Annotated in this window: 20 protein-coding genes; 8 read left to right on the forward strand and 12 right to left on the reverse strand. The window is 71.0% G+C overall.

Features of this window, described 5'->3' with window-relative positions; translation table 11 throughout:
• Positions 1-1,621: APC family permease (locus A6A06_RS07985; protein ID WP_073760567.1), on the forward strand; the 1,621-nt coding region annotated here is incomplete at its 5' end.
• 293 nt (positions 1,622-1,914) lie between these two features.
• Positions 1,915-3,243, forward strand: a complete 1,329-nt coding sequence (locus tag A6A06_RS07990) for a class I SAM-dependent RNA methyltransferase (RefSeq protein WP_073760475.1) — start codon at positions 1,915-1,917, stop codon at positions 3,241-3,243.
• 39 nt (positions 3,244-3,282) lie between these two features.
• Here A6A06_RS07990 and A6A06_RS07995 read toward each other — a convergent pair whose 3' ends face one another.
• From A6A06_RS07995 to A6A06_RS08005, 3 genes are read right to left on the reverse strand one after another with little or no spacing between them, the layout of a single operon-like run.
• Positions 3,283-3,561, reverse strand: a complete 279-nt coding sequence (locus A6A06_RS07995; protein WP_073760476.1) for a hypothetical protein — start codon at positions 3,559-3,561, stop codon at positions 3,283-3,285.
• Between the two features lie 48 nt (positions 3,562-3,609).
• The gene (locus A6A06_RS08000; protein WP_073760477.1) at positions 3,610-4,305 is read right to left on the reverse strand and encodes a response regulator; all 696 of its coding nucleotides are present in this window, start codon (positions 4,303-4,305) and stop codon (positions 3,610-3,612) included.
• Positions 4,302-5,426 (reverse strand): sensor histidine kinase, encoded by a 1,125-nt coding sequence (locus A6A06_RS08005; protein ID WP_073760478.1) that lies wholly within the window; start codon positions 5,424-5,426, stop codon positions 4,302-4,304. The genes A6A06_RS08000 and A6A06_RS08005 overlap by 4 nt, the downstream gene beginning before the upstream one ends.
• 292 nt (positions 5,427-5,718) lie before the next feature.
• On the opposite strand from A6A06_RS08005, the gene A6A06_RS08010 reads away from it, so the two are divergent.
• Both A6A06_RS08010 and A6A06_RS08015 read left to right on the forward strand, forming a co-directional pair.
• Positions 5,719-6,225 (forward strand): CcdC protein domain-containing protein, encoded by a 507-nt coding sequence (locus A6A06_RS08010; protein WP_073760479.1) that lies wholly within the window; start codon positions 5,719-5,721, stop codon positions 6,223-6,225.
• 165 nt (positions 6,226-6,390) lie between these two features.
• Positions 6,391-7,086, forward strand: a complete 696-nt coding sequence (locus A6A06_RS08015) for a TMEM175 family protein (RefSeq protein ID WP_242440627.1) — start codon at positions 6,391-6,393, stop codon at positions 7,084-7,086.
• Between the two features lie 132 nt (positions 7,087-7,218).
• Here the strand turns inward: A6A06_RS08015 and A6A06_RS08020 are convergent, their stop codons facing one another.
• From A6A06_RS08020 to A6A06_RS08045, 6 genes are all read right to left on the reverse strand, one after another.
• Positions 7,219-8,640 carry a cation:proton antiporter gene (locus A6A06_RS08020; RefSeq protein ID WP_073760481.1) on the reverse strand — a complete coding sequence of 474 codons (1,422 nt, stop codon included), beginning with the start codon at positions 8,638-8,640 and terminating at the stop codon, positions 7,219-7,221.
• Positions 8,637-13,082: a non-ribosomal peptide synthetase gene (locus A6A06_RS08025; RefSeq protein ID WP_073760482.1), complete on the reverse strand. Its 4,446-nt coding sequence runs from the start codon at positions 13,080-13,082 to the stop codon at positions 8,637-8,639. The genes A6A06_RS08020 and A6A06_RS08025 overlap by 4 nt, the downstream gene beginning before the upstream one ends.
• A complete protein-coding gene (locus A6A06_RS08030; RefSeq protein ID WP_079193870.1) occupies positions 13,082-14,635 on the reverse strand; it encodes an amino acid adenylation domain-containing protein in 1,554 nt (517 codons plus the stop codon). The genes A6A06_RS08025 and A6A06_RS08030 overlap by 1 nt, the downstream gene beginning before the upstream one ends.
• Entirely contained in the window at positions 14,632-14,883 is a 252-nt protein-coding gene (locus A6A06_RS08035; protein WP_199930751.1) for an acyl carrier protein, read from the reverse strand. Before A6A06_RS08035 ends, A6A06_RS08030 begins: the two co-directional genes overlap by 4 nt.
• Positions 14,884-14,976: 93 nt before the next feature.
• Positions 14,977-15,606 (reverse strand): flavin reductase family protein, encoded by a 630-nt coding sequence (locus A6A06_RS08040; protein WP_079193872.1) that lies wholly within the window; start codon positions 15,604-15,606, stop codon positions 14,977-14,979.
• A 135-nt stretch (positions 15,607-15,741) separates the two neighbouring features.
• Entirely contained in the window at positions 15,742-17,292 is a 1,551-nt protein-coding gene (locus A6A06_RS08045) for a tryptophan halogenase family protein (protein ID WP_073760485.1), read from the reverse strand.
• Positions 17,293-17,639: 347 nt separating this feature from the next.
• On the opposite strand from A6A06_RS08045, the gene A6A06_RS08050 reads away from it, so the two are divergent.
• Together A6A06_RS08050 and panD are read left to right on the forward strand one after the other, a co-directional pair.
• Positions 17,640-18,350, forward strand: a complete 711-nt coding sequence (locus A6A06_RS08050) for a thioesterase II family protein (protein ID WP_242440628.1) — start codon at positions 17,640-17,642, stop codon at positions 18,348-18,350.
• A gap of 117 nt (positions 18,351-18,467) precedes the next feature.
• A complete protein-coding gene (panD, locus tag A6A06_RS08055; protein ID WP_073760487.1) occupies positions 18,468-18,881 on the forward strand; it encodes an aspartate 1-decarboxylase in 414 nt (137 codons plus the stop codon).
• Between the two features lie 122 nt (positions 18,882-19,003).
• Here panD and A6A06_RS08060 read toward each other — a convergent pair whose 3' ends face one another.
• From A6A06_RS08060 to A6A06_RS08070, 3 genes are all read right to left on the reverse strand, one after another.
• A complete protein-coding gene (locus A6A06_RS08060; RefSeq protein WP_073760488.1) occupies positions 19,004-19,702 on the reverse strand; it encodes a class I SAM-dependent methyltransferase in 699 nt (232 codons plus the stop codon).
• 75 nt (positions 19,703-19,777) lie between these two features.
• Positions 19,778-21,079 (reverse strand): acyltransferase family protein, encoded by a 1,302-nt coding sequence (locus A6A06_RS08065; protein WP_073760489.1) that lies wholly within the window; start codon positions 21,077-21,079, stop codon positions 19,778-19,780.
• Positions 21,072-22,028: an alpha/beta hydrolase gene (locus tag A6A06_RS08070; protein WP_242440629.1), complete on the reverse strand. Its 957-nt coding sequence runs from the start codon at positions 22,026-22,028 to the stop codon at positions 21,072-21,074. Before A6A06_RS08070 ends, A6A06_RS08065 begins: the two co-directional genes overlap by 8 nt.
• 531 nt (positions 22,029-22,559) lie before the next feature.
• On the opposite strand from A6A06_RS08070, the gene A6A06_RS08075 reads away from it, so the two are divergent.
• On the forward strand, positions 22,560-23,708 hold the full coding sequence (locus A6A06_RS08075) for a sensor histidine kinase (protein ID WP_242440630.1): 1,149 nt from the start codon (positions 22,560-22,562) through the stop codon (positions 23,706-23,708).
• Between the two features lie 6 nt (positions 23,709-23,714).
• Positions 23,715-24,374: a response regulator gene (locus tag A6A06_RS08080; RefSeq protein WP_073760491.1), complete on the forward strand. Its 660-nt coding sequence runs from the start codon at positions 23,715-23,717 to the stop codon at positions 24,372-24,374.
• Positions 24,375-24,606 lie beyond the last annotated feature (232 nt).

Genomic DNA, 24,606 nt, shown 5'->3' on the forward strand with positions numbered 1-24,606 from the left:
CGAACACAAGACGCTCTGCGCCGTCGTCATGATCGCGCTGCTGACGGTGATGAACCTGCGCGGCGTCAAGGAGTCGGGCAAGCTCTGCGCGATCCCGACGTACATCTTCGTCGCCGGCGTCTTCATCATGATCATCTGGGGTGTGGTGCGCGGCGCGATCATGGGCGACACCATGAAGGCGCCCACCGCCGACTTCACCATCCACGCCGAACAGGGCGGCCTCGCGGGCTTCGCCCTCGTCTTCCTCCTGCTGCGCGCGTTCTCCTCCGGCTGCGCCGCGCTCACCGGCGTCGAGGCGATCTCCAACGGCGTCCCCGCCTTCCGCAAGCCCAAGTCGAAGAACGCCGCCACCACCCTGGCCCTGATGGGCGGCCTGGCCGTCACCATGTTCTGCGGCATCATCGGCCTGGCCATGGCCACCGACGTGAAGATGGCGGAGACCCCGGCCAAGGACCTGCTGCACAACGGCGTCCCGGTCGGCTCCGGCTACACCCAGAACCCGGTCATCTCGCAGGTCGCCGCCGCGGTCTTCGGCGACGGCACGTTCTTCTTCGTCGTGCTGGCCGCCGCCACCGCCCTGGTCCTCTTCCTCGCCGCGAACACCGCGTACAACGGCTTCCCGCTGCTCGGCTCGATCCTCGCCCAGGACCGCTACCTGCCGCGCCAGCTGCACACCCGCGGCGACCGGCTGGCCTTCTCCAACGGCATCGTGCTGCTGGCCGGCGCGGCCATCGTCCTCGTCTACCTCTACGGCGCCGACTCCACCCGCCTGATCCAGCTCTACATCGTCGGCGTCTTCGTCTCCTTCACGCTCAGCCAGATCGGCATGGTCCGCCACTGGAACCGCCACCTGCTGACCGAGAAGGACCCGGCCAAGCGCCGCCGGATGCACCGCTCGCGGGCGATCAACGCCTTCGGCGCCACCCTGACCGGCCTGGTGCTCGTCGTCGTCCTGCTCACGAAGTTCAGCCACGGCGCCTGGGTCGCCGTCCTCGGCATGGTCATCTTCTTCGCCACCATGACCGCGATCCGCCGCCACTACGACCGGGTCGCCGAGGAGATCGCCGCCGAGGACGTCCCCGGCGACGAGGCCGTACGGCCCTCCCGCGTGCACTCCATCGTGCTGGTCTCCAAGGTGCACAAGCCCACCCTGCGCGCCCTGAGCTACGCCAAGCTCATGCGCTCGGACACCCTCGAAGCGGTCAGCGTCGACGTGGACCCCGCCGAGACCAAGGCCCTCAAGGCGGAGTGGGAGCGCCGCGGCATCGGCGTACCCCTGAAGGTCCTCGCCTCCCCCTACCGCGAGATCACCCGCCCCATCATCGACTACGTCAAGTCCCTGCGCCGCGAGAGCCCGCGCGACGCCGTCTCCGTCTACATCCCGGAGTACGTCGTCGGCCACTGGTACGAACACCTCCTCCACAACCAGAGCGCCCTGCGCCTCAAGGGCCGCCTGCTCTTCACGCCCGGCATCATGGTCACCTCCGTCCCCTGGCAGCTCGACTCCTCCGAGGCCGCCAAACGCCGCGCCCGCAAGCGCGCCGAATGGAACGCACCGGGCGCGGTGCGGCGCGGCCCGGTCACCCAGCCGAAGAAGGAGAAGGCGGCTACGCGGAAGTAGGGGGGCCGCACAGCTGCCGGCGCGCACGGCCATCGGCGTTTGCGCAGCCACTGGGCTTGGCTCCGTCACTGGGCCTGGCCCCGCCATGCGGCGGGGCCAGGCCCATGACTGTTCTCTCCGCCTTGCGTCCGGTTCGGCCTCCGGCTCTTCGCCCCGTAGACTTATCGGCTGGCGTCCGGCCCGCAGCACCACTGGCACCCCAGGCAGCGAACGGGCACCCCCCCACAACCCCACCACCTCTCTCCCCCCTCCCTCTCCCGCCTCCCTCGTCCCACCCCAGGAGTCCTCCCACCATGCAGACAGAACCCAAGAAGTCGCTGGTAGGCGAGGAGTACGAGGTCGAGGTCGGCCCCGTCGCGCACGGCGGCCACTGCATCGCCCGTACGGACGAGGGCCAGGTCCTCTTCGTACGGCACGCCCTGCCCGGCGAACGCGTCGTCGCCCGCGTCACCGACGGCGAGGAGGGCGCCCGCTTCCTGCGCACCGACGCCGTCGAGATCCTCACCCCCTCCAAGGACCGCGTCGAGGCGCCCTGCCCCTTCTCCGGCCCCGGCAAGTGCGGCGGCTGCGACTGGCAGCACGCCGCCCCCGGCGCCCAGCGCCGCCTGAAGGCCGACGTCATCACCGAGCAGCTGGCCCGCCTGGCCGGCCTCACCCCGGAAGAGGCCCGCTGGGACGGCACCGTCGAGCCGGCCCCCGGCGACAAGGTCGCCAAGGGCGAGGTCCCCGCCTGGCGCACCCGTGTCCAGTACGCCGTGGACGCCGACGGCAACCCCGGCCTGCGCAAGCACCGCTCCCACGACGTCCAGCCCGTCGACCACTGCCTGATCGCCGCCCCCGGCGTCTCGGAACTCGGCATCGAAAAGCGCGACTGGCCCCAGATCGCCACCGTCGAGGCCATCGCCGCCACCGGCTCGAACGACCGGCAAGTCGTCTTGACCCCCCGCCCCGGCGGCCGCCTCCCCATCGTCGAACTCGACAAGCCCGTCTCGGTCCTCCGCGTCCACGAGAAGGACGGCGGCGTCCACCGCGTCCACGGCCGCCCCTTCGTCCGCGAACGCGCCGCCGACCGCACCTGGCGCGTCGGCAACGGCGGCTTCTGGCAGGTCCACCCCAAGGCGGCCGACCTCCTGGTCGAGGCCGTCATGCAGGGCCTGATGCCGAAGAAGGGCGACATGGCCCTCGACCTCTACTGCGGCGTCGGCCTCTTCGCCGGCGCCCTCGCCGAACGCGTAGGCGACAAGGGCGCCGTCCTCGGTATCGAATCGAGCAAGCGCGCCGTCGAGGACGCCCGCCACAACCTCCAGGACCTCGACCGCGTCCGCATCGAACACGGCAAGGTCGACCAGATCCTCCCGCGCACCGGCATCACCGACGTCGACCTCGTCGTCCTCGACCCCCCACGCGCCGGCGCCGGCAACACCACCATCACCCACCTCGCCGCCCTCAACCCCCGCCGCATCGCCTACGTCGCCTGCGACCCGGCCGCCCTGTCCCGCGACCTGAAGTACTTCGCGGAGGCGGGGTACGTGCCGCGGCGGATGCGGGCGTTCGATCTGTTTCCGGTCACGCATCACGTGGAGTGCGTGGTCATCCTTGAGAGGGCGACAAAGGGCTCCTGAACTGCGGTTTGTGGGTGCGCATGATGTGCGGTGCGGGCGTTACGGGCGATGTCTCGACGCTGAAATGACGCTCATTTGACGCTCGTGCAGTACCTGACCGGCCTCGACCTGCGCGCCACATCCCTGACCGTGCAGATCGCCGCACTCATCCGTGACGCCGGCACCACGACCACCCAGCTCGACGACCGCGCCCACCCGCTGCGCACCGAAGCCGACCTCGCCGGACTCACCGCCATCCAGGTCCTGCTCGACCTCGCCATCGCCTTCCACCACGCAGCCCGCGGCGAGCCGACCGACGCAGGCCTTCAGCGGCTGCACACTCTCCCGGCCGGGCGGCCGTGCTCAGCTACGTGCCCGGCGCGCCGCTCACCCGGCGGGCTGGCCAGAGCGCACGCCGTCCGCACCGGGTCCGAAACCGTGGGCATGGGCCCAGGCGACGGCCTGCGCGCGAGTGCGGACCTGGAGCTTGGCGAACAGGTGGTTGATGTGGGTCTTGACGGTGGCCTCCCCCACCAGCAGGCGACGGCCGATCGCGCCGTTCGACAACCCTTGGGCGAGCAGCCGCAGTACGTCGGACTCGCGCGGGGTCAGCAGGTCCTGGGACGGTTTGGCCCGCCGCCGTTCGGTCGTATGGTCGGTGCCGCGCATGGCGGCGGCCAGCAGCCGCTCCTGGGCGATCGGGTCCAAGGTGGTGTGCCGGGCGAGCGCGGCCTCGATCGCGCGGACGATCTCGGTCTTGCCGGCGTCCTTGGTCAGGTAGGCGCGGGCGCCGGCCTGCAGGGCGTCGAGAATCAGCTGATCGTCCGCCATGGTCGTCAGCACCACGACGGCCACGTCCGGGTGCGCCGCCACGATCCGGCGGGTGGCCTCCACGCCGCCCATCCCCGGCATGCTCAGGTCCATCAGCACCGCGTCCGGGTGCGTTGCGGCGACCTGGGCGACGGCCTCCTCGCCGTTCGCGCCCCCGGCGACGACGTCGATGCCGTCCATCATGTCCAGCAGGGTCATCAGGCCTTCGCGGACCACCTGCTGATCGTCGACGACCACGACCCGAGTACTCATGCGGGCACCTCCGCCTGCACGCGCCACCCCTGCGGGGTGGGGCCGGCCGTCAGGTCGCCGCCGACCAGCAGCAACCGCTCGCGCATGCCGGCCAGACCGTAGCCGCCGTCCATCCCCGCCACTCGGGGCCGTGGGCCGGCCTCGCCGCCACCGGAGCCGGCGGGCCCGGACAGCACGGTCAGCCTCACCTGGTCCTCTTCGTAGTCCAAAATGGCGGTCAGCTCCTGTCCGCGGGCGTGCTTGGCGGCGTTCGCCAGGGACTCCTGGGCGACTCTCAGCAACGCTAGCCCGACGTCCGGTTCGAGAGCGCGCGGGGTGCCGACCGGTGTGAAGGTCGCGGGCGCGCCGGAGGCGGTGCGGTGGTCGTGGACCAGCGCGGTGAGGGCCTCCGGCAGGGGCGGGGTGTCCGCACGCAGGACCGTGATCGCGCGGCGGGTCTCGGTCAGTCCGTCGACGGCGATCCGGCGGGCGTTGCGGACCCGCTCCACCGCCTCTTCGGTGCGCGGCGGCTCCGCGGTGAGCAGCGAGTCGGTCACGTCCAACTGCACCGCCAGGGCACCCAGCGACTGCGCCAGGACGTCGTGGATCTCCCGGGCGACCCGGGTCCGCTCGGCCAGCGCCGCGGCCCGCTGCTCCTCCTCGTGCACACGCCGGGTCTGCAGCAGCAGTTCCTCCGCCTGCGCGTGCTGAGTCCCGATGCTGCGTCGGGTCGCGCCGGCGAGCTGGCAAGCCAGCAGGGCGGCGATCCAGGCGGCGACGCGCGCCCATGCCTGCCCGGGGAAGCCGGCCACGATCCCGCCGATCGCCAGCGCCAGGACGCCGGCCGCCAGCACGGCCGCGCTGACCAGCGTGGACAGGATCGCTCCGGACGACACCGCCGCCATGCCGACGATTGCCGTGGCCAGCACGGCCTCGGGTTCGAGGGTGACCAGGAGGTTCCCGCTGATCATTGCGACGCCCAGGATCGGCGCTGCCAACGCCTCGGGCACCGGAGATCCCGTACGGAAGCCGGCCGCGCACCACAGAGCCCAGGCGCCGCTCATCAGCACCACCAGCCCCCAGGTGGTGGCGGACCAGACAAGCCCGTCCGAGAACGGCAGGCCGACCAGTACCAGAGCCAACCCGAGCACCCGAGGCAGCCCATGCTGCCAGAGGTCAGCACGCGGCAGGATCGGTCGCGGTGGCACAGGGCGCGCCGACGACGGCTTGCCTTCGGTGGTCATGACCATGGTTTCAGCTTGGCATGCACCTCTGCCCCGCAGCCGGGCCGGGGCCCGCCGGCAGGTGGAGGAGGGTGGAGAAGGGTGGAGGTATCCGCGCTCCACCCTCCTCGGTTCCTCGGCCGACGTCCGGGCCGTGGCACAGGTCCGACGCTGTGTGGACAAGAACCCCCCTCACCTACCGGCGGAAACCATGTCCACCTTGCAGAGCGCTCTCCTCATCAACCTCGTCGTGCTGCTCACGACCCTGCACGCCGACCTCGGCACCAAGGCGGTGAGCCGCGGACGCCTGCTCCGCCCGCTGATCGTCGCGGTGATCATCGTCCCCGTGTTCGTCCACACCTTCTTCGACAACGGGATCGGCCTGGCCATCGAGATCTGCGGCCTCGCGGCCGGTGTGCTGTTCGGGCTGGTCGCCGTCAGCCAGGTCCAGGTTTTCCGGGAGCCGGACGGCCAGGTCGTCGCCCGGGCCGGCCGCAGCTACGCGGCGCTTTGGATCGGCCTGATCGTCGCCCGCTCGGTGTTCTCCATCGGCGCCACCTACTGGTTCGAGTCCGAGCTGGGCCGCTTCTTCTTCCGGCACGGCGCCCCGCCTCAGGACATCGCCTCGATCGTCACCAACGGGCTGGTGTTCATGGCGATTGCCGCGCTGCTCACCCGCTCGGCAGCGCTGAAGGTGCGCGCCGCCGGGCAGCCCTGAGCCCCGGCCTGCCCCGTGGGCAGCGGCTGCTTCGTACTCGAACTCGAATCCGTTTACCCAACAGCCCTTGTACAGCCAGGCATTGGGGTTCGCCCCGGTCGTGGGAGCCGCCGCAGCCGGCAGACCCCGGCCCGGCGGACCGGACAGAAGAAAGGTGCAACACGCATGGGTGCCAGCGACACCGTCGACCACATCGGCACGGGAGGATACGACCCGGCTCGGCCGCCGCTTCCCGCGCCGGGCAGGAGCGAAGGGGGTGCCTCGGGTGAACGGCTGGTGTTGTTCACCGACGCGGTGACCGCGATCTCGATCACTTTGCTGATCCTGCCGCTGATCGATCTCGTTCCGGAGGCCGTGTCCGCCCACCAGCAGGCCAGCGAGGTGCTCACCGGTCACCTCGACCAGATCTGGAGCTTCCTGCTCAGCTTCGCGGTCATCGCAAACATCTGGCAGGAGCACCACCGGACCTTCTCGTCGGTCGCGAGGGTCACCCGCTCTTTGACGGTGTGGAACATGGGATGGCTGCTGTCCGTCGTCGTGCTTCCCCTGCCGACGGAGATGATCGGCGCCTTCGGCCGTAACCGGTTCGTGGCGGCGTTCTACTACACGGTTCTCCTGGCGAGCATGGTGTGCCGGCTGGCGATGCTGAGGATCCTCAAAACCACCCCGGGACTGGTCGAGGGGGACGGTGAAGAGGGCCGACGGAAGATCAGCGATTTGTATACCGTGAGCTGTCTCAACGTCCTCCTTCTGGTCCTGGCTCTTGTCCTTGCCCTCGCCGTACCCGTGCTGCAGTACTACAGCCTGCTGCTGCTCCTCCTGCCCAGGCGGGCGTTCCTTCGGGGCCGGCGCGCCCGCTGACCCGCAGTCAAGGGGGACGATCGCGTTCGGGCCGGCTGCGAAGCCTGCTTGGCGTACGGGTGCGTCATTTTGGCGTGTGTCCCAGGCCCGTTGACTTGCGTGGCTCAGGCCCGGTCAGCTGACTTGCGTGGCTCAGGCCCGGTCAGCCGTCTGGCGCTCCCTCGGGTCGCCGGGCCCGTCGATGGCCGCGGCAGCGGGCGTAGCCCCCTCACCCCGTGCCCCTGTGCTGCCGACGCCGTGCAGAGGGGAGGCCGGGTGCAGTGCACCTCCAGCCGTGCCCTCCATGCGTTTCATGGCGAATCGGAGGATGGGTGGTGCCATGAGGGGGGTGAGGATGGCGATCAGGACGATGATGCTGTACATGGCCGGGGTCAGCAGGCCGAGGCGGAGTCCGATGACCGCGATCACGATCTGGACGACTCCCCGTGCGTTGATGCCGGCGCCCAGCGCCAGTGCCTCCCAGCGGCTGAGCCGGCCCGCGGCACCGCCGACGAAGGCGCCCAGGAACTTTCCGGCCACGGCGATGACGAGTGCGGCCAGGCCCCACAGAGCGACGGTGGTGTCGGCCAGTGACGTCAGGTCGATGCGGAGGCCGGCGAGGGCGAAGAACAGCGGGGAGAGGAAGGACAGCACCGTGGTGTTGAGCGGTTCCAATTTCCGTGTCTGGTCCGCCGAGCCGCGGACGCCGATGAGGATGCCGCAGAGGAAGGCGCCGAACACCGCCTCGAAGCCCAGGGCCTGGGCGCCCGCGCCGGACAGGACGAGCAGGATGACGGTCGCGGCGATGGTGTTTCCGGGGGACGCGGAGCGGCCGGCCCAGCTCATCACCCGGTGCACCGTCCAGCGCCCGACGGTGCACACCACGAGGAGGAGGACGGCCATGTGCCATAGCGGGGTGGCGATTTCGTGGGCTCCGACGCCGGTGGTGGCCATGGCCGTCACGACGGAGACCAGGAGCCACCCGACCGCGTCGTCGATGGTGGCGACGACCAGGATCAGCTGGCCGACGGTGTGGTGCATCAGCTTCATGTCGACGAGCACCCGGCCGATGACCGGGATCGAGCTGACGCACATGGCGACGCCGATGAAGCAGGCGAAGGTCACGGTGTCGACGGCCGGGGGCTTGAGCCGGCCGGACATCGCGTAACCCAGCCACACGCCGAGCGCCAGCGGCAGCAGAAGGGCGGCGGTGCCGACGGCGGTGGCCGTGCCGCCGTGCCTCCGGGCCAGTTTCAGGTCCAGGTGCATGCCGGTGAAGCCGACCAGGAGCAGGACGCCGAGCTGTCCCACGGCGTCCAGCAGATGCATCTGCAGGGCGTCCGGCGGGAAGAGCCACCCGGCCAGGCCCGGTGCGGCCTGGGTCAGGAAGGAGGGGCCGAGCAGGACACCCGAGGCCAGCTCTCCCACGATGGCCGGCATGCCGAGGCGCCGGGCCAGCCGGCCCAGCGCCAGTGCCAGGCCGAGCAGAGCGCCTATCTGGAGCAGGAATACCAGGAGTGTGTGTGGTTCCAGCGGGTCGAGGGGGAGTACGGCTGCCGTGGTGAGGGTGTTCATCCGACAGCTCCCTGCTGCTCGGTCGGGCTCGGTGCGGCTCCCGGCTCCCGGCTCCCGTGCGGGGGAGGGGGAAGGAATCCGGATCGTACGAAGGCGCGCACCGTGCGGAGGAAATCGTCGCTGTTCACTTCGGGGCGTTCGATGCCGCTTTCGCGCAGGAGGTCCCAGGTGCTCGTCGCGTCGAACACCGCATCGCGTCCGGAACCCGCTCCGTCCGGTTTCCCGTCGGCCGGGAGGAGAGCGAGGAGAGGGAAAGCGGAGTTCGTACCGTCCTGCTCGATGGTGCCGCGCCAGGAACGGGTGGTCACTTCCGTGATGCGGTAGCCGAAGGTGCGCAACCAGGTGACGGCGGTCGACAAGGGGATGTGGTGTCCGCTCGCCAGGTGGAAGACGCGGGACGCGGCTTGTGGCAGGAGGGAGAGTTCGACCAGGGCGTCGCTGACACGGTCCACGGGTATGAGGTCGAAAGCGGTCTCCAGGTCGCCCGGGGCCCGTCCGGCCTCTATGCACCCCTTCAGCAGCAGCCAGAGGTAGTCGGACGTCTGGCACAGTCCGTTGCCTGTGGCACCGCTGATCCGTGTGGGCCGGTAGACGGAGACCGGCAACCCGCGCGACCTCGCCCGGTGGATGAGCGTTTCGGCCGCCCATTTGCTCTGTGCGTATCCGTTCCGTAGCGCGCCTGCCTCCGGAAGGGGTGCCTCCGGACGGATCGGGCCGCCGCCCTCGGCGGCCACGCCCGGGTACACGCCCACGGTGGAGACGTGGTGCAGGGGAACGGTGCGGTGCAGGGCCGCGAGGCGCAGCACCTCGGCTGTGCCGAGTACGTTGGCACCCCTCAACTGTTCGTATGGCAGGGCCAGGTTGGCCGTCGCTCCGGCGTGGTAGACCGCGTCCACCTGGCGGGCGAGGGTGTCGAAGACTTCAGGGGCCAGGCCCAGTCGCTTACGGGCCAAGTCTCCCGGCGCCGCCGCGATCCGCCCGGTGAACGTGTCGTCCCACAGCTCGTACCGTTCCAGCGCGGCTTTCAGCCGGATCATCCCGGAGGGCACGTCACCCGCGCGGACCAGGCAGTGCACGGTGGCATCCGTGGCGGAGAGCAGCCGGTGCAGCAGGAACGCGCCCAGGAATCCGGTCGCTCCGGTGAGCATCAGGTGCGCCGGATCGCGGGTGGTCCGGGTGAAGGCGTGCGTCGGGGTGACGGCGGTGTCGAGGACGGTGTCGGGCAGCAGGTCCGGGGCGTCGGGGAGCGTTGCCGTCTCCGTGAGGAGTGCTGCCATGCGGGCGAGCGTCGGGGCGGTGAAGACGGCTCCGAGGGGCAGGCGGACGCCCCATCGTTCACGCAGCGCGAGCAGGAGCCGGACGGCCAGGAGCGAGTCGCCGCCGAGAGCGAAGAAGTCGTCGTCGGCGGCGATTTCGCCGACGCCGAGCACGTCGCTCCAGACGGCCGCCACCCGGCGTTCCGCGTCGCTGAGCGCCGGCGCGTCTCCGGGGGCGGCCGGCTCCGCATCGGCTCCCGCCGCCCTGTCGGCCGCCGGTGCGGGGTGCCGGTGCGGTACGGGCAGGCCGGTACGGGCCACCTTGCCGCTCGGGGTCAACGGCAGGTCGGCCATCGGCACCCACAGCGACGGGACCAGCGGTTCGGGCAGCCGGGTCCGCAGACGCCGGCGCAGCGCTCCCGCGTCCGGACCGTCCCGGTCGGCGGGGACGTAGTGGGTCACCAGCCGCTTGTCGTGGGGATCGGACGCGTCGACCGTCACGACGGCGTCGGCGATGCCGGGCATGGACTTCAGTACGGATTCGACCTCGCCGGGTTCCACGCGGTACCCGCGGATCTTCACCTGGTCGTCGCGTCGGCCGAGGAAGACGAGAGTGCCGTCGGGCCGGAACCTGCCCCGGTCGCCGCTGCGGTACAGGCGGGCCGGCTCCGGCCGGGCGGGGTCCGGTGCGAACGTCTGCCGTGTGCGGTCCGGCTGCCCGAGATATCCGGTGGCGACACTCCTGCCGCCGATGCAGATCTCGCCCGCCACCCCCGGCGGCACGGGCCGCATCCGGTCGTCGAGGATACGGATGCCGGCTCCGGGGACGGGCCGGCCGATGCACGGGCGGTCGGGCCACCCGGAGGGGTGCCCCGAGAGCCTCTCCGCGGTGACCACATGGGTCTCGGACGGCCCGTACTGGTTGTCCAGGACGGCGTCGGTGCTCTTTGTGAAGAAGCGGCGGATCGCCGGCGTGATGAACAGCTGCTCGCCCGAACTGATGACTTCTTTGAGCGAAGGGCAGGAGCGGGGATCCACGGCCGCGTACTCGGCGAGCTGGTGCAGCGCCACATACGGGAGGAACAGCCGCTCGATCGACTCGGCCCCGATCAACGCCAGCAGGCGGGCCGGGTCACGGCGTATCCCGTTGTCGACCAGGACGAGAGTGCCGCCGGCGGCCCAGGTGGAGCACAGTTCCTGGAAGAACACGTCGAAACTCAGCGGTGCGAACTGCGCGGTGCGGAGCGCGCCGGTGACGGCGGACCGGCGGGTCTGCCAGTCGGTGACAGCGGCCAGGGCCCGGTGCGGCATGACGACGCCTTTGGGCCGGCCGGTGGAGCCCGAGGTGTAGATCAGGTACGCCGGGGCTTCTTCGCCGACGGAGGGAAGGCGTCTCCTCGGGCTGTCCGCCGCCGGGAGAGTGTCCAGAAGCCAGGGATCGACTTCCGGCAGCCCGGCGGTGTGGTGGAGCAGGGCGCCGCTCGTCAGCACGGCCCCGGCCCGGCTGTCGCTCAGCATGAAGGCGATACGGTCGGCCGGGTACGCGGCGTCGACGGGCACGCAGCAGCCGCCCGCTTTGAGGACCGCAAGCACCGCGACCGGCAGCCGAAGCCCCCGCTCCAGCAGGATGCCGATCCGGGCATGCCCGTAGCCCTCGGCCACCAGCCGCGCGGCCAGCGCGTCGGAAGCCTCGTCGAGTTGCGCATAGGTGAGGTGCCGGCCCCGGTGCGTCATGGCGGGCAGGTCCGGTGTGCGCCGGGCGGCACGGACGAACGCCTCGTGGGCAAGGAGTGTGCCCGTCGCCGGTGGCGGTCCTTCGCCCCACTCACGGAGCACGGCGTGGTCGTCGTCTGTCAGCAGTGCCGACTCCGCCAGGGCCTGGTCCGGATGCTCGGTCGCGTCCCGGAGCAGGAGAGCGAACCGCTGTGCCAGTTTCCCGGCCGTACCGGGCGTGAACAGGCCCGTGTCGTACTCCAGCCGCCCCCGGAAGCCGCCGTTCTCCGGGATGAGATGGACGAAGATATCGAACTTCGACGTCCCGTTGTGCGGATAGCGGCGCTCGCTCCGCACGCCCGGCAGGGACAGGCCCGGAGGCTGACCGTCGTCCACGGTCAGCACGACCTGGAAGAGGGGGAGGCGGGCGAGGGTCCGCTGCTCCCCGGACTCCCTGACCAGCCTGGTGTACGGCACGTCCTTGTGCGCGACGACCGCGCGGACCGTGTCTTTCGTCTGTGCGACGAGGTCGCGGAACGACTGCCGCGGGTCCACCGTCTGGCGCAGCGGCATCACATCGGTCAGACAAGCGATCATGGGTTCGAGTTCGGGCCCCTCGCGGCGGGACACCGGGGTGCCGAGCACCACGTCCCGCTGGTCCCCGTGCCTGCCGATCAGCGCGGTCAGGGCGGCGGCGAGTACGATGAACGGGGTGGCCTTCTGCTCCCGGCACAACCGGCGTATCCGGCGCGTGAGTTCGGTGTCCAGGGTGAATTCGACCAGACCGCCGCGATGGACCGCGACGTCGGGGCGCGGATGGTCGAGTGGGAAGGCCGACTCCGGCGGCGCGTCCCTCAAGGTGTTCCGCCAGTACGCCGGCAGGCCGTCCCGGGGCGTTCCGGCGTTGCGCTGCCGCTGTGCGTACGGCCCGAACTGCAGCGGGAGCGACGGTCTTTCGGGACCGCGTCCGTCCAGCGCAGCGCGGTAGAGGTCACTGAACTCCTCGTCGAGCAGATGCAACGACCAGCCGTCGACGACGGCGTGGTGGACGGCCACGGCGAGAACCGCGTCCCGGTCGCCGACTTCCAGGAGGGTGGCCCGCAGCAAGGGCGGCTCGTTCAGGGGGAGAGGCGGTGCCACCGCCTCTCGTACGGCGGTGTCCAGCTCGTCGGGGGTGACCCGGCGTCTTGGCAGGGGGACCGGCATCGGAGGCAGCACCGTCTGGCTCGGTGTCCCCCCGGCCATGTGCAGGTGGCTGCGCAGCGACTCGTGCCGACGCACGATGCCCGTCAGGGCTGCTTCCAGGGCGGGCACGCTGAAGTCACCGCGGAGGCGGTGGACCCAGGACTCGACGTACTGGTGGGCGTTGCCGTCGAACTGATCGGTGAGCCAGATGGACTCCTGCTCGTACGACATCGGGTAGGTGGGAAGCGATGCCGTGGTGTCCGCCGCCCCGGCCGGGTCGAGCGTCATCACAGGCTCCTGTTCATGGGGCGGTGCCGGTAGCGGGGCGGGGACAGGGTCGCCAGCAGAGCCGCGTGGTCGAGCTTGCCGTTGGCCGTCAGGGGCAGGGCGGAACACCGTTTCAGCACCTGCGGCACGAGGTGGCCGGGCAGCCTCGCGGACAGTTCACGCCGCATGGCCGGCGGCGGCAGGTCCCGGTGTCCGCCGGTGCCCGGTGAGGTCATCGTGTAGAACATGGCCAGCCTGCGGCCGCTGCCCGAGACGTCGGGAAGCACTTCGACGACGCACTCCCGGACACCCGGGACGGTGCTGCCCGCCTCCTCGATCTCCCGGGGCTCGATACGGTGACCGGCGATCTTCACCTGGCGGTCGGTGCGGCCACGGAAGTGGAGGGTTCCCCGGTCGTCCAGCAGCCCCCGGTCCCCGGTCCGGTAGATCCGGGTCGGTACGCCGCCGAGCCGTACCACGGGGAAGCGCTCCGCGGTCAGGCCGGGGGCGCCGAGGTACTCCAGTGCCAGGCCGGCACCGGAGATACAGATCTCCGCCTCGGTTCCGGTGGCCGCCGGCGCGTCTGCGGCCAGTACGTGAACCGCCGTCCCCGGTACGGCGGTGCCGAGCGGGATGTACGGGGCAGCACAGTCCTGGGGGCGCACCCGGTGGGTGGTGGCGAAGACACAGCTCTCCACAGGACCGTAGCCGTTGATCAGCGCGAGGTCCGGGTGGGCGGCCAGGCACCTGCGGGCCGCCCCGGCCGGCAGCCGCTCGCCGCCGGTGAGCACGTGGCGCAGCCCGCGGAGGCTTTCCACGTCCTCTTCGACGAAGAGACTGAAGACGGACGTGGTCAGGAAGACCGCGTCGACGCCGTGCTCGCGGACCAGGGTGCGCAGAGTGCCGGGCAGCAGGTGGTCGCCCTCGGCCACCACACAGGTTCCCCCGGCGGTGAGCGTCCCCCACACCTCCAGTGCGTAGGCGTCCCAGGAGGCCGGGGCCGCCTGGGCCATGGTCCGGCCGGGCCCCGACCAGCCGGCCGTCATCCCGGTCAGGCGGGTGGTCGCCCGGTGCGGGGAGAGCACCGCCTTGGGCGCGCCTGTCGTGCCGGAGGTGAAGAACACGGTGGCCGGGTCGTCGCCCGTGACACCGGGCGCCAGGATGCCGGAGGTGTGGCGATCGGCCAGCGCCGCCAAGGGGCCCGACGGAGGCGCCCACGTGGGCATCTCCGTACCCGGCAGCGTCCCCGCGGCGATGAGGAGCGGCGGCTTCAGTACGTCCAGGAGCCGGCGCAACCTGGCCGCCGGCCATCGGGGGTCCAAGGCGGCGTACGCCGCCCCGCACTTGAGTACGCCGAGAAGGACGGCGATGAGGTGCGCCGACCGGGGCAGTGCCACCGGTACCAGGCTGCCGGGCACCACACCGCGGTCGCGCAACCGCACGGCGAGAGCGGTCGAGGCCGCATCGAGTTCCGCGTAACCGACGCGCTCGCCACCGCCGATGACGGCGGTCGCCCCGGGCCTGGTGGCCGCCTGCCGGGCCACCGCCTCATGGATCGGTCCTGGGCCGCTCATCCGTCCGCTGCCCGCGCCACCACCGCGTCCGCGAAGGCGCCGAGGCTGTCGCTGTCGAGGAGGGCCTCGGGAATGATCTCGATGCCGGTCTCCTTCTGGACGCGGACGCAGACGCGCATGGCCTGCAAGGACGAGCCCCCGAAGTCGTAGAAGCTGTCCTCGGCCGTGACCGGGCCCGCCCGCAGTACCTCCTCGACGAGAGCCAGCACCAGCGTCCTGAGGGACGTACCGGCAGCATTCGCTGACACGAATCTCACTCCTCCGATGCGGTTCCGTTGCGAGCAGGGGGACGGCGGGTGCCGGGCGTCCGGGCTGCCCTGCGCCGTGGTGAGCGACCGTGGTCAGCGCGAGGTGCCCGCGGCGACGGTGGGCAGCGCGGTGTCGCGCCGGAATTCGGGCAGTTCGCCACCGGGCCAGGCGGCGAACCGGTGCGCCCCGTACAGCAGCGGTGTCCCTGCCGCGCGGACCACGCCGGTCACCAGGCCCAGGACCAGCGTGTGGTCGCCGATCTCCGCCAGGTGTGCCACCTCGCACTCGGCCGTGGCGAACGCGTCGTCGGTCAGCCACGGCAGACCGGCCTCGGGCGAGGGCTGCCACTCGGTGTGGGCGAACCGGTCGGCGACCGGCTTCGCGAACACCTCGGCGGTGTGCCGTGCCCGGTCGTGCAGCAGGTTCACCGCGAACGCGCCGCGGTCGCAGAGGGCTTGGAGCGTCTCGCCGCGGGTGTTCAGGCAGACCGAGAGGATGGGCGGCTCGGCCGTGACGCTGGCCAGAGAGGTGCAGGTCAGGCCGCGTGGGTCGCCGTCGGAACCATAGGTGGTGATCACCGCGACGCCCGCCGGGAAGGCGCTCATCAACGCCCGGAAGCCGTCGAGCGGTACCGGCGTACCGACGGTGTCCCGGTGCTGCCACGGGAGGAGGCGCGAAGCGTCGGGTACTGCGGCGTGGGATGCGGACAGGCGGCTGGCCATGCTCGGTCGCCCTTCAGGAGGGGTGCGGCGGTGCGGCGGCGTGCCCCGCGCCGTCGGGACGCGGGGTGTACGGGGGCGCGCCGACGCCCGTGACCGGTGCTGGGGTGACAGGCGTCGGCGGGGGAAACTGCCGGGTCAGCGGCGGGCGTTGAGCGACGCGACGTACTCGTAGCAGCTCGGCAGGTTCTCGACCAGGCGCTGGGTACTGGCCTTGAGGGCCGCGAACTCGGCGCGGGCGCCGGCCGGGTCGATGTGCGCGAGAGCCGGCCGCGGACGGGCCGGCTCGTGGCCCAGGCCCAGCAGCATCGTGATCCACGAGTACTGCTCGAAGCCGTGGTAGGCGGGGTAGATGGTGTGCTCGTCGAGCAGGTGGGACGAGGAGAGCGCCAGGCGCTCGGCGAGGCCGTCCGGCAGGGCGCGGACCTTGGCCTCCTTCCAGTACGGGGTGTCGTCGCGCTGCGCCGCCCGGTAGTGCAGGGCCAGGAACTCCTTGACGCCGTCCAGGACGTTGGCGACCCGGTTGTTGTAGTCGTCGATCAGGGCCTGGTCCCAGTGCGCGTCGGGGAAGTTCTTCACCAGCTGCTCGATGCCGTGCTGGATGAAGAAGATGCCGGTGGACTCCAGGGGCTCGACGAAGGCACTGGACAGACCGATGGCGACACAGTTGTTGACCCACGAACGGCGGTTGCGGCCGATGCGCATCCGGATGTGGTTGGCTTCCAGGTCGTCCTGGCCGGGGGCGGCGAACGCGCGAAGAGTGCGCTCGGCCTCCTCGGGCGTGCAGTGCGCGTCGGAGTACACGTAACCGGTGCCGATGCGGCCGAACAGCGGAATGGTCCAGATCCAGCCGGCGTCCATCGCGGTGGCGGTGGTGTACGGCCTCATGCCGGTCTCGGCCTGGTTGGGCTGCGGGACGCGCAGGGCGACGGCGCGGTTGTTCGGCAGGACGTCCTCGAAGGACTCGAAGGGCTCTTCCAGGGTCTGGTTGATCAGCAGACCGCGGAAGCCGGTGCAGTCGATGAAGAGGTCGCCGGACAGGTCCCCGTGCTCGCGGGTGGTGACGTGGCTGATCCAGCCGCGCTGGTCACGCGCGACATCGAGCACATCGTCGACGACGTGCCGGACACCGCGGTCGGTGCCGAACTTGGTCAGGAACTTCGCCAGCAGCGCCGCGTCGAAGTGGTAGGCGTAGGGGAACTGGTCGCGCTGCTCCTCCAGCGTCGAGCGGCCCAGCGAGCCGTCGAGGTCACCGGCGAAGAGCGAGCCGTCGAGCATCCGCGGCGAGCGCTCGGCCTCGCACAGGGCGGGAGTGATGAAGCAGGAGCGGTCGAAGGGCTCACTGCGGTCGCCCTCGCGCAGCCACCAGTCGGCGAGGGGGAAGCCGTCGGCGGTCCGCAGCCGCTCGAACGGGTGGTAGAAGTGGTGGCCGGGCTCGCGCCAGTTCTCGAAGCGGATTCCCAGTTTGTAGGAGCCGGAGCACTCCGGGAGCCATTCCGACTCGTCCAGGCCGAGGTAGTCGAAGAAATGCCGGACGGTGCTGAACGTCGCCTCTCCGACGCCGATCGTGGCCACCCGATCGGATTCGACCAGGGTCACGTCCAGGCGGTCCCCGAATGCCGCCTTGAGGTAGGAGGCGCTCATCCAGCCCGCGGTGCCGCCGCCGACAATGACAACTGACTTGATCACGCTGCTATCTCCTGCGTCGAAGAACTGGAACCAGCTGGTGGAAAACGTGAGCTGGATCGTGCCGACCACACCCCGTCAGGCGGTGGGCCGCTGTGTCTGCGGTGAAGCTAGCCGGGCCGGGTTTCCTTTCGTTATCGACGATTCCCGGCCGCTGCCGAGGCGATTTGCGGGTGTGTGAGGGTGCTGTATCCGTGCACGTGGGTACGGGTCTCGGCCCCGGGCGCACGGCACCGGGACGGCGGGCGGGCAGGCGATAAGGCACCGATAGAGCCGCTGCTTAGGGTGCGCGCATGGCTCCCTTCCCTGCCTCGTCCTCAGGCACTCCGTGGCTGCGTACGTTCCGGCCCGTGGACGCACCGAGAATCCAGCTGATCTGCTTCCCGCACGCGGGAGGGACGGCGAGTTTCTTCCGCAACTGGCACCAGTGGGCGCCGCAGGACTGGGAACTGAGCGCGGTGCGCTATCCAGGGCGTGAAGAGCGCATAGCCGAGCCGTGCCCCGTCTCGATGGCGGAGCTCGCGGGGCAGTTGGCCGACGTCCTGGCGCCGGCGATGGGTGTGCCGACGGTGTTCTTCGGGCACAGCATGGGGGCGTCGGTGGCCCATGAGGTCACCGCGCTGCTCGCGGCGCGCGGCGCCCCCGCCCCGCGGGCCCTGTTCGTCTCCGGCCGGGCCGCGCCCGACCGGCTGCGACGGATGAGCGACGGCGAGCTGGACGACGACGAACTGCTGGCGAGGGTCGCCGGTCTCGGCGGCCCGGGGGCGGAGCTGCTCCAGGAGCCCGAGCTGCGGGACCTGCTCCTGCCGCCGATCCGCGCGGACTACCAGCTGCTGGACGCCTATGCGGCCGGCCCCAAAGCGCCGGCCGTCGACGTACCCGTCACAGCCTATTTCGGTACCGACGACCCCGGCCCCTCGCCGGACGATGTGCGGGCCTGGTCGGAACTCACCACCGTCGGATGCGAAACGCTCGCTTTTCCGGGCGGTCATTTCTTCCTCGTACCGCATGAGCGGGACGTCGTGCGGGATATCAGCGCCCGGCTCACCGCCTTGCTGTGACCCGACGGGCCGCACCGCCCAGCCCATTCTCTCTCCCTGGCTTCGCAGCTCCCGGTGTCCGCCACCGGGAGCTTTGAACCGTTATCCGCACCATCCCTGCGCAGAAAGAGGAAACACGTGTACCGGACCATGATGAAGTCGAAGATTCATCGGGCGACCGTCACCCAGGCGGACTTGCACTATGTCGGCTCGCTGACGGTGAGCTCCGACCTGATGGAGGCGGCCGACCTCCTCCCCGGGGAGAAGGTGGATATCGTGGACATCGACAACGGTGCGCGGTTGTCCACCTATGTCATCGAAGGGCCGCGGGATTCCGGAATCATCGGCATCAATGGTGCCGCGGCCCGGCTCATCAGCCCCGGTGACCTCGTGATCATCATTTCCTACGCCTCGGTCGAGGACGAGGCCGCCCGCAAGCTGGAGCCGCGGGTCGTCTTCGTGGACGGGGAGAACCGTGCCGTGAGCGTGGGCGGCGATCCGGCGGAGGTCCCGGCCGGCTCCGGTCTGCGGCGCGGAGACATCGTGTCCTGAGCACGGGCATCGTGCGCTTCCCTACGCAAGGACGCCGGTCGCCACGGCGGGAGCGGGGGTTCTCCCGCCGGGCGACCGGCGTCTGTCATGGGGGTGGGGAGCCCGGCGGCGCCCCTGCCGCGCTACGGCAGCGTGAAGAAGATCATCGGGTTGTGGTCGCTGTCGCGCACCGGCTCGTCGAGCTCCAGCCCGGCCTTGAACTCGGCGAGTTCACGTGTCACCTCGGGCGCCTTGGCGGTGGAGGCCGTGAAGAAGTCGATGTCGTTCTCGGCCAGCCACTTGACGATGACCGAGCCCTCGCTGAAGGGCTTGGGGCGCCGGCCGTGGAAGACGTCGTGGACGCTGGTCGGCGTGTGCGGGGGAACGGCCGGGAAGAGGTTGTCGATGTACCAGTGGGCGAACCGGGCGCCGTGGTCGGCGTCGATGAAGAGGTAGTCCGCCTCGGCGGGGACCTTGCCCAGGTGCTCGCGCACATCGCCCTTGGTGAACGTCCAGCGCCCCTCGGAGAGTTCGGCCGGCACGTTCCGTACGACGTTGTCGACGATGTCGAACGAGTGCAGGTGGCCCGCTTCGTTGTCCCGCAGGGCGCTGAGGATCCACATGGTGGACCAGCCGTAGAAGGTGCCGATCTCCACCACGACATCGGGGCGCAGGTCCCGCAGAAGCAGATAGGTGATCTCGGCCTCGTAATCGTCGAGCTGCGCCTTCATCGACTTGCCGCGGTCCTGGAGGAACTGGCGCTGGGCATCGCGCACCGCCCGCAGGTCCTTTTCGTACTTCTGGTAGAGCGTGCGGATGTGGTCGGTGGTTATGGCGTCCATGCGTTCCTCCAACGGGCGGGCCCGGTCGGCCCGGCGAGCCGTCCTGTTCATCACGTGCAAAGGGGGGAGAAGTCGTCAGGCGTTCGTGAGCGCTCGGATGCCGTCCTTTCGTGCGGAGGCGTCCCGTTCCACCTGCCGGAAGGCAGCGCACAACATGAGGAGCGCCACGGCGAAGACCAGGGCCCAGGCGCAGCGGGCAGCCGCCCACGCCGGAGTGCCGGGACTGGTGTGCAGGCCGAAGAGGGGGTCGCCGAGCCCCAGGAACAGGGTGGTCACGGCGAGCATGGCGGTTTGGTGCCAGAGGAACACCGTGATCGCCGAAAGGTTCAGCGTCGCCACCGCCGCCCACAGGAACTGAGCGGGGCGGGCACGCAGGGGAGTGTCCGCCAGGGGCCTGGAGGTCTGGCCCGGCGCCGCCACCGCCCGGCGGAGCGGACGGCACATCAACAGGGCGCCGCCGCACTGCGCCAGGCCGAAGGTGACGGCGGCGAGGGAGACCGGATTGAGGTTGGAGAGCTCCGCGCCCGGTACACCGACCATGGCGGCGGGGTAGCCGCCCCACAGGATCAGCCCGGCGGTGGCCAGGGCGCCGCCTACGAGGAGTGCGACGGCGGACCGGCGGCGGGCGAACGCACCGGCGGACCAGGCGGCGCCCAGGCAGTACGGGACGAGCCAGCCGGCGAGGATGTTGACATCGCGGAGCCGCTCGATCCAGGCGGTGCCGCCGCCCGCGAAGTGCGCGAGGTCCAGGAGGGCCACCACCGCACCTGCCACGACGGCGATCCGGATGCCGTGGCGGTGCAGCAGCGGGGTGGCCGCGGTCAGGACGACGAAGACCAGCAGGAACCACAGCGGTGAAACGACGAGGTTGAGCAGGGTGTGCACCGTCTCGTGGGCGGTGCCCGTGGCCGCCATGCCCACCAGGACCAGCGCCCACAAGGAGAGCAGCGGCACCGTGGGGCGCGCCAGCCTGCGGGCACGCCGGACGAGCCACGGCCGGTAGCGGACGCCGCGCCGGAGGGCGGTGGCGTACCCCTGGGCCGCGACCCGCCCGCCGACGAAGAAGAACACCGCCAGCGGCTGGAGCACCCACGTCAGGGGGGAGAGGGCGGGCATGCTCTGGAGCGGGCTGGCGCCCAGCAGATGGTTGTCGGTGTGCAGCACGACCGCGCTGACCAGCCAGTGCCCGAGCACGACGCCGAGGATGGACAGGGTCCGCAGGACGTCGATCGCCCGGTCGCGGTCCGGTGGGGTCGCCGCGTCGATGCGGAGTACGGCCCGGTGCAGCCGGCCGGCCGGGCGCGGGCGGGGCTCGACCCGTTCGGTGGCGCGGGTCCGCCGGGATTCTTCGGAGGGGCGCAGACGTAACTCAGTCACCGGACACCTCCGGTCCACGGCCGAGGCCGATCAGGGCGAGATTGCGCAGGGCGAGGCTGCCGGGTTCGAAGTAGCCGCTGTGGCCGCTGTTCCCGGCGTCGAAGGGGCGGGCGCCGAAGGACGGCGAGGTCGGGTCGGTGCCGAATCCGAGGGTGGTGCCGAAGACGCTCACGCTGACGTGCGGTGCTCGGGCGATCCAGTCCTGGGTGCCGCGGGTCGCCCACACGGGGACGTGGACGGGCAGGTCGGCGGTGGAGCGCAGGCCGGTGCCGGGGCTGCCGAAAAGGGCGGCCCCGGCCAGGCCGGCGGACGTCCGGGTGTCCATACGGCTGAGGGCGCTGCCGCACACCACCGAACCGTAGGAGTGGCACATGAAGGTGACGGGCGCCTGGGCGTTGGCGGTCCGCAACTCTCCGAGCAGGGCGGTCAGGCGGTGGCCGCCCTCATCGGCGCGGGCGGTGGTGGCGACGTCACGGCTCATGGTGCGCGGGGCCTGATAGCCGTACCACGCGACCACGGCGACGGAGGAGGGGGAGAGCCGCCGCATCTCGTCGTGGAGGGCGTGGGCGCCGCCGCTGAGGGAGGCCTGTCGCGAGCCGAGGTAGTCGAAGGTGTCGAGGGTGGTGTCCGAGCCCGGGACGAGGACGACGACCCGGTCGGCGGTGGCGAGGTCGCCGAGCACTTCGACGGCCTGTCCGTCGCCCTGGGCGTCGAAGGAGAGGAACTGCCGTCCGGATGCGTGCAGCTCGCGCAGGTGGTGTTCCCTGTAGGAGTCCCCCAGGCGGTGGGCGGCGCGCTCGGCGTCCGCGATGTAGTCGCGGTTGGCGGTGTACCGCTCGTCGAGCGTCCGCGCTTGGACCGGGGGCAGCTGCGGCGGGGCGGGAGTGCCGGGAACGGGGGACGCGGTGCCGGCGGCGACCGACCCCACGATGGCCGCGGCGATGGCCACCGTCAGCCCGCCTCTCCTCAACCTGGCAGCTCGCACTGTGCCGTTCCCCTCCACGCGTCTCTTGTCCGCCGTCCGCCTCTTGTGCGTACGGTTGTCTCGAACCTAGATTCCGCGGCCGGGAAGGGCGTCACGCGTAGGAGCTATCTTCCGGTGTAGCTCTGAGGTATGACATGCGGCGTCGCACGGCGACGCGCACCCCGGACCTGGAAAAGGTGTTCCGGATCACGCGTCACGGCGCCGCCGCGGGACGCGCGGAACGGCCCGCCCCGGCCCGGCCGCCCGCGTCGGCCGTGGTGGGACGGGGGGACTCCACCGGGAGCGGCCCACCGCAAGATCCCTGGTGACTCGTACGATGGGCGCGTGACACGGGAACACCCGAACGTACCGAATGAGCCGGGGGCACACCTGAGTGAGCGGAGGAGTCCCGGGGACGCCCTTCGCGCGGTGGGCCGCGAGTTGTGCGACACCTCCCGCCGGACCTCACCCCCCTTACGCGGCGCGCGGAATCGTTTCCTGCGGCAGCTTCCGCTGGTGTGCGCCGTGTTCGTCGCGGCGGACCTGGCCGCGGCCGGGACGATCATCATCGTGGACCGGCTGGGGCTGCCGTGGTGGGCCGCCGCGCTCGTCGCCGGCGCCCAGGCGCTGCCACTGGTGCTCGCGCTGTTCCGCCCGGTGGCCGCCTGGTGGCTGGCGTTCGCGGCGTCGCTGCCGTACGCGATCGGCGTGGCCGTCGTGGGCACGGCGGCGCCGGCCGGGGTGCCGTGGCCGTGGACCGAGCCCGGACTGATCGCGTATCTGGGGGTCACGCTGCTGGTCGCGTGCCGGGTGCGGGTCGGGGTGGCGCTCGCGCAGTGGCTGCTGACCCTGCTGCTCGGCGGGGTGCTGACCGCGGTCCTGTCACCGCCGTCGTTCGTCGGCGATCTGCTGCCGCTGACCGTGCTCCAGGTGTGCATACTGGCGGCCGCCGCGACGCTGCGGGGGCGCAGCCGGACGCGCCGCGAGCTGCGGGAGCAGGAGGCGTTGACGGAGTTCGAACGGACCCGGCGGACGCTGCTGGAGGAGCGCACCCGCATAGCCCGCGAGCTGCATGATGTCGTCGCGCATCACATGTCCGTCGTCGCCGCACAGGCGGAGGCGGCGCCGTACCGGGTGGCCGAGCCTCCCCAGGAACTGAGGGACTCCTTCGCGAGCATCCGGGAGAACGCGGTGAGCGCGCTCACCGAACTCCGGCAGATCCTGGGCATGCTGCGGTCCCCGGACGAGAAGTCGGACACCCGGTACGCGCCGCAGCCGACGCTGGAGAGCATCGATGAGCTGGTGGCCAATGTGCGGGCGGCGGGGCTGCGCATCGACACGGTGATCTCCGGTACGGAGCGGCCGGTGCCGCAGCGGGTGGAGCTGTCGGTGTTCCGGATCGCCCAGGAGGCGCTGAGCAACGCGCTGCGGCACTCGCCCGGATGCCGGGCCGAAGTGGAACTGTCCTACGGTCCCGGTGATATCGGGATACGTGTGGTCAACAGCCCGGCCGCGCCCGGTGCGGTGCGGCGGAAGGGCACCGGGCACGGCGTGGTGGGCATATGGGAGAGAACGTCCATGCTCGGCGGGTCCGTACGGATCGGGCCACGCGAGGACGGCTGGTTCGAGGTGATGGCGTCCCTGCCCACCAGAGAGCAGGAGTGAGGGCGTATGACGATCCGGGTGCTGCTAGCGGACGACCAGAGACTGATCCGGGAGAGTTTCGGCATCGTGCTGAACGCCCAGCCGGACATCGAGGTGATAGGTGAGGCGGTGGACGGCCAGGACGCGATCGACAGGATCGCCGAGCTGGGTCCGGACGTGGTCCTGATGGACATCAGGATGCCGGTGCTCGACGGTCTGGAGGCGACCCACCGGATCACCCGGAGCTCGCCGCACGTCAAGATCGTGATGCTGACGACGTTCGATGAGGACGAGTACGTGTACGAGGCGCTGCGGGTCGGCGCGAACGGCTTCCTGCTGAAGGACTCCTCGGCGCAGCAGCTCGCCGAGGCGGTGCGCACGGTGGCCATGGGCGGGGCGCTGCTCGCCCCCACCGTCACCAAGCGGCTGATCGAGGAGTTCGCCCGGGGAGAAGCGTCGCGCACGGTGCGGCGCGGCCGGGTGGCCGGGCTCACCGAACGGGAGACGGAAGTGCTCCGCCTGATAGCGCAGGGGCTGTCCAATTCCGAGCTGGCCGAGCGCCTGGTCATCGCCGAGCAGACGGTCAAGACACATGTCAGCCGCGTGTTGGTGAAGCTGGGGTTGCGAGACCGTACACAGGCGGTGGTCTTCGCGTATGAGACGGGTCTCGTGCAGGCCGGTGACTGAGCGGCCAACAGGGCCAATAGGTAGACGATAAGCCGTTTCTCTAGAATGGACCGGGCGGATTTCAATTACCTTTCCCGGGCGGGTCCCGTTAACACCGCGGCGCGGGGGTAATGCCTGCGGGTCTGCACCTTCGGGGTACTGACCGTCTGTAGCCTTTCGATAGTGGTGGCGGGGCGGAGACGCATTGCCGCGCGGTTGTGCGGGGTAGGTGACCGGTGGGCGTCCGGCCGCC

It is taken from the genome of Streptomyces sp. CB02923, assembly GCF_001905005.1.
Taxonomy (GTDB): domain Bacteria; phylum Actinomycetota; class Actinomycetes; order Streptomycetales; family Streptomycetaceae; genus Streptomyces.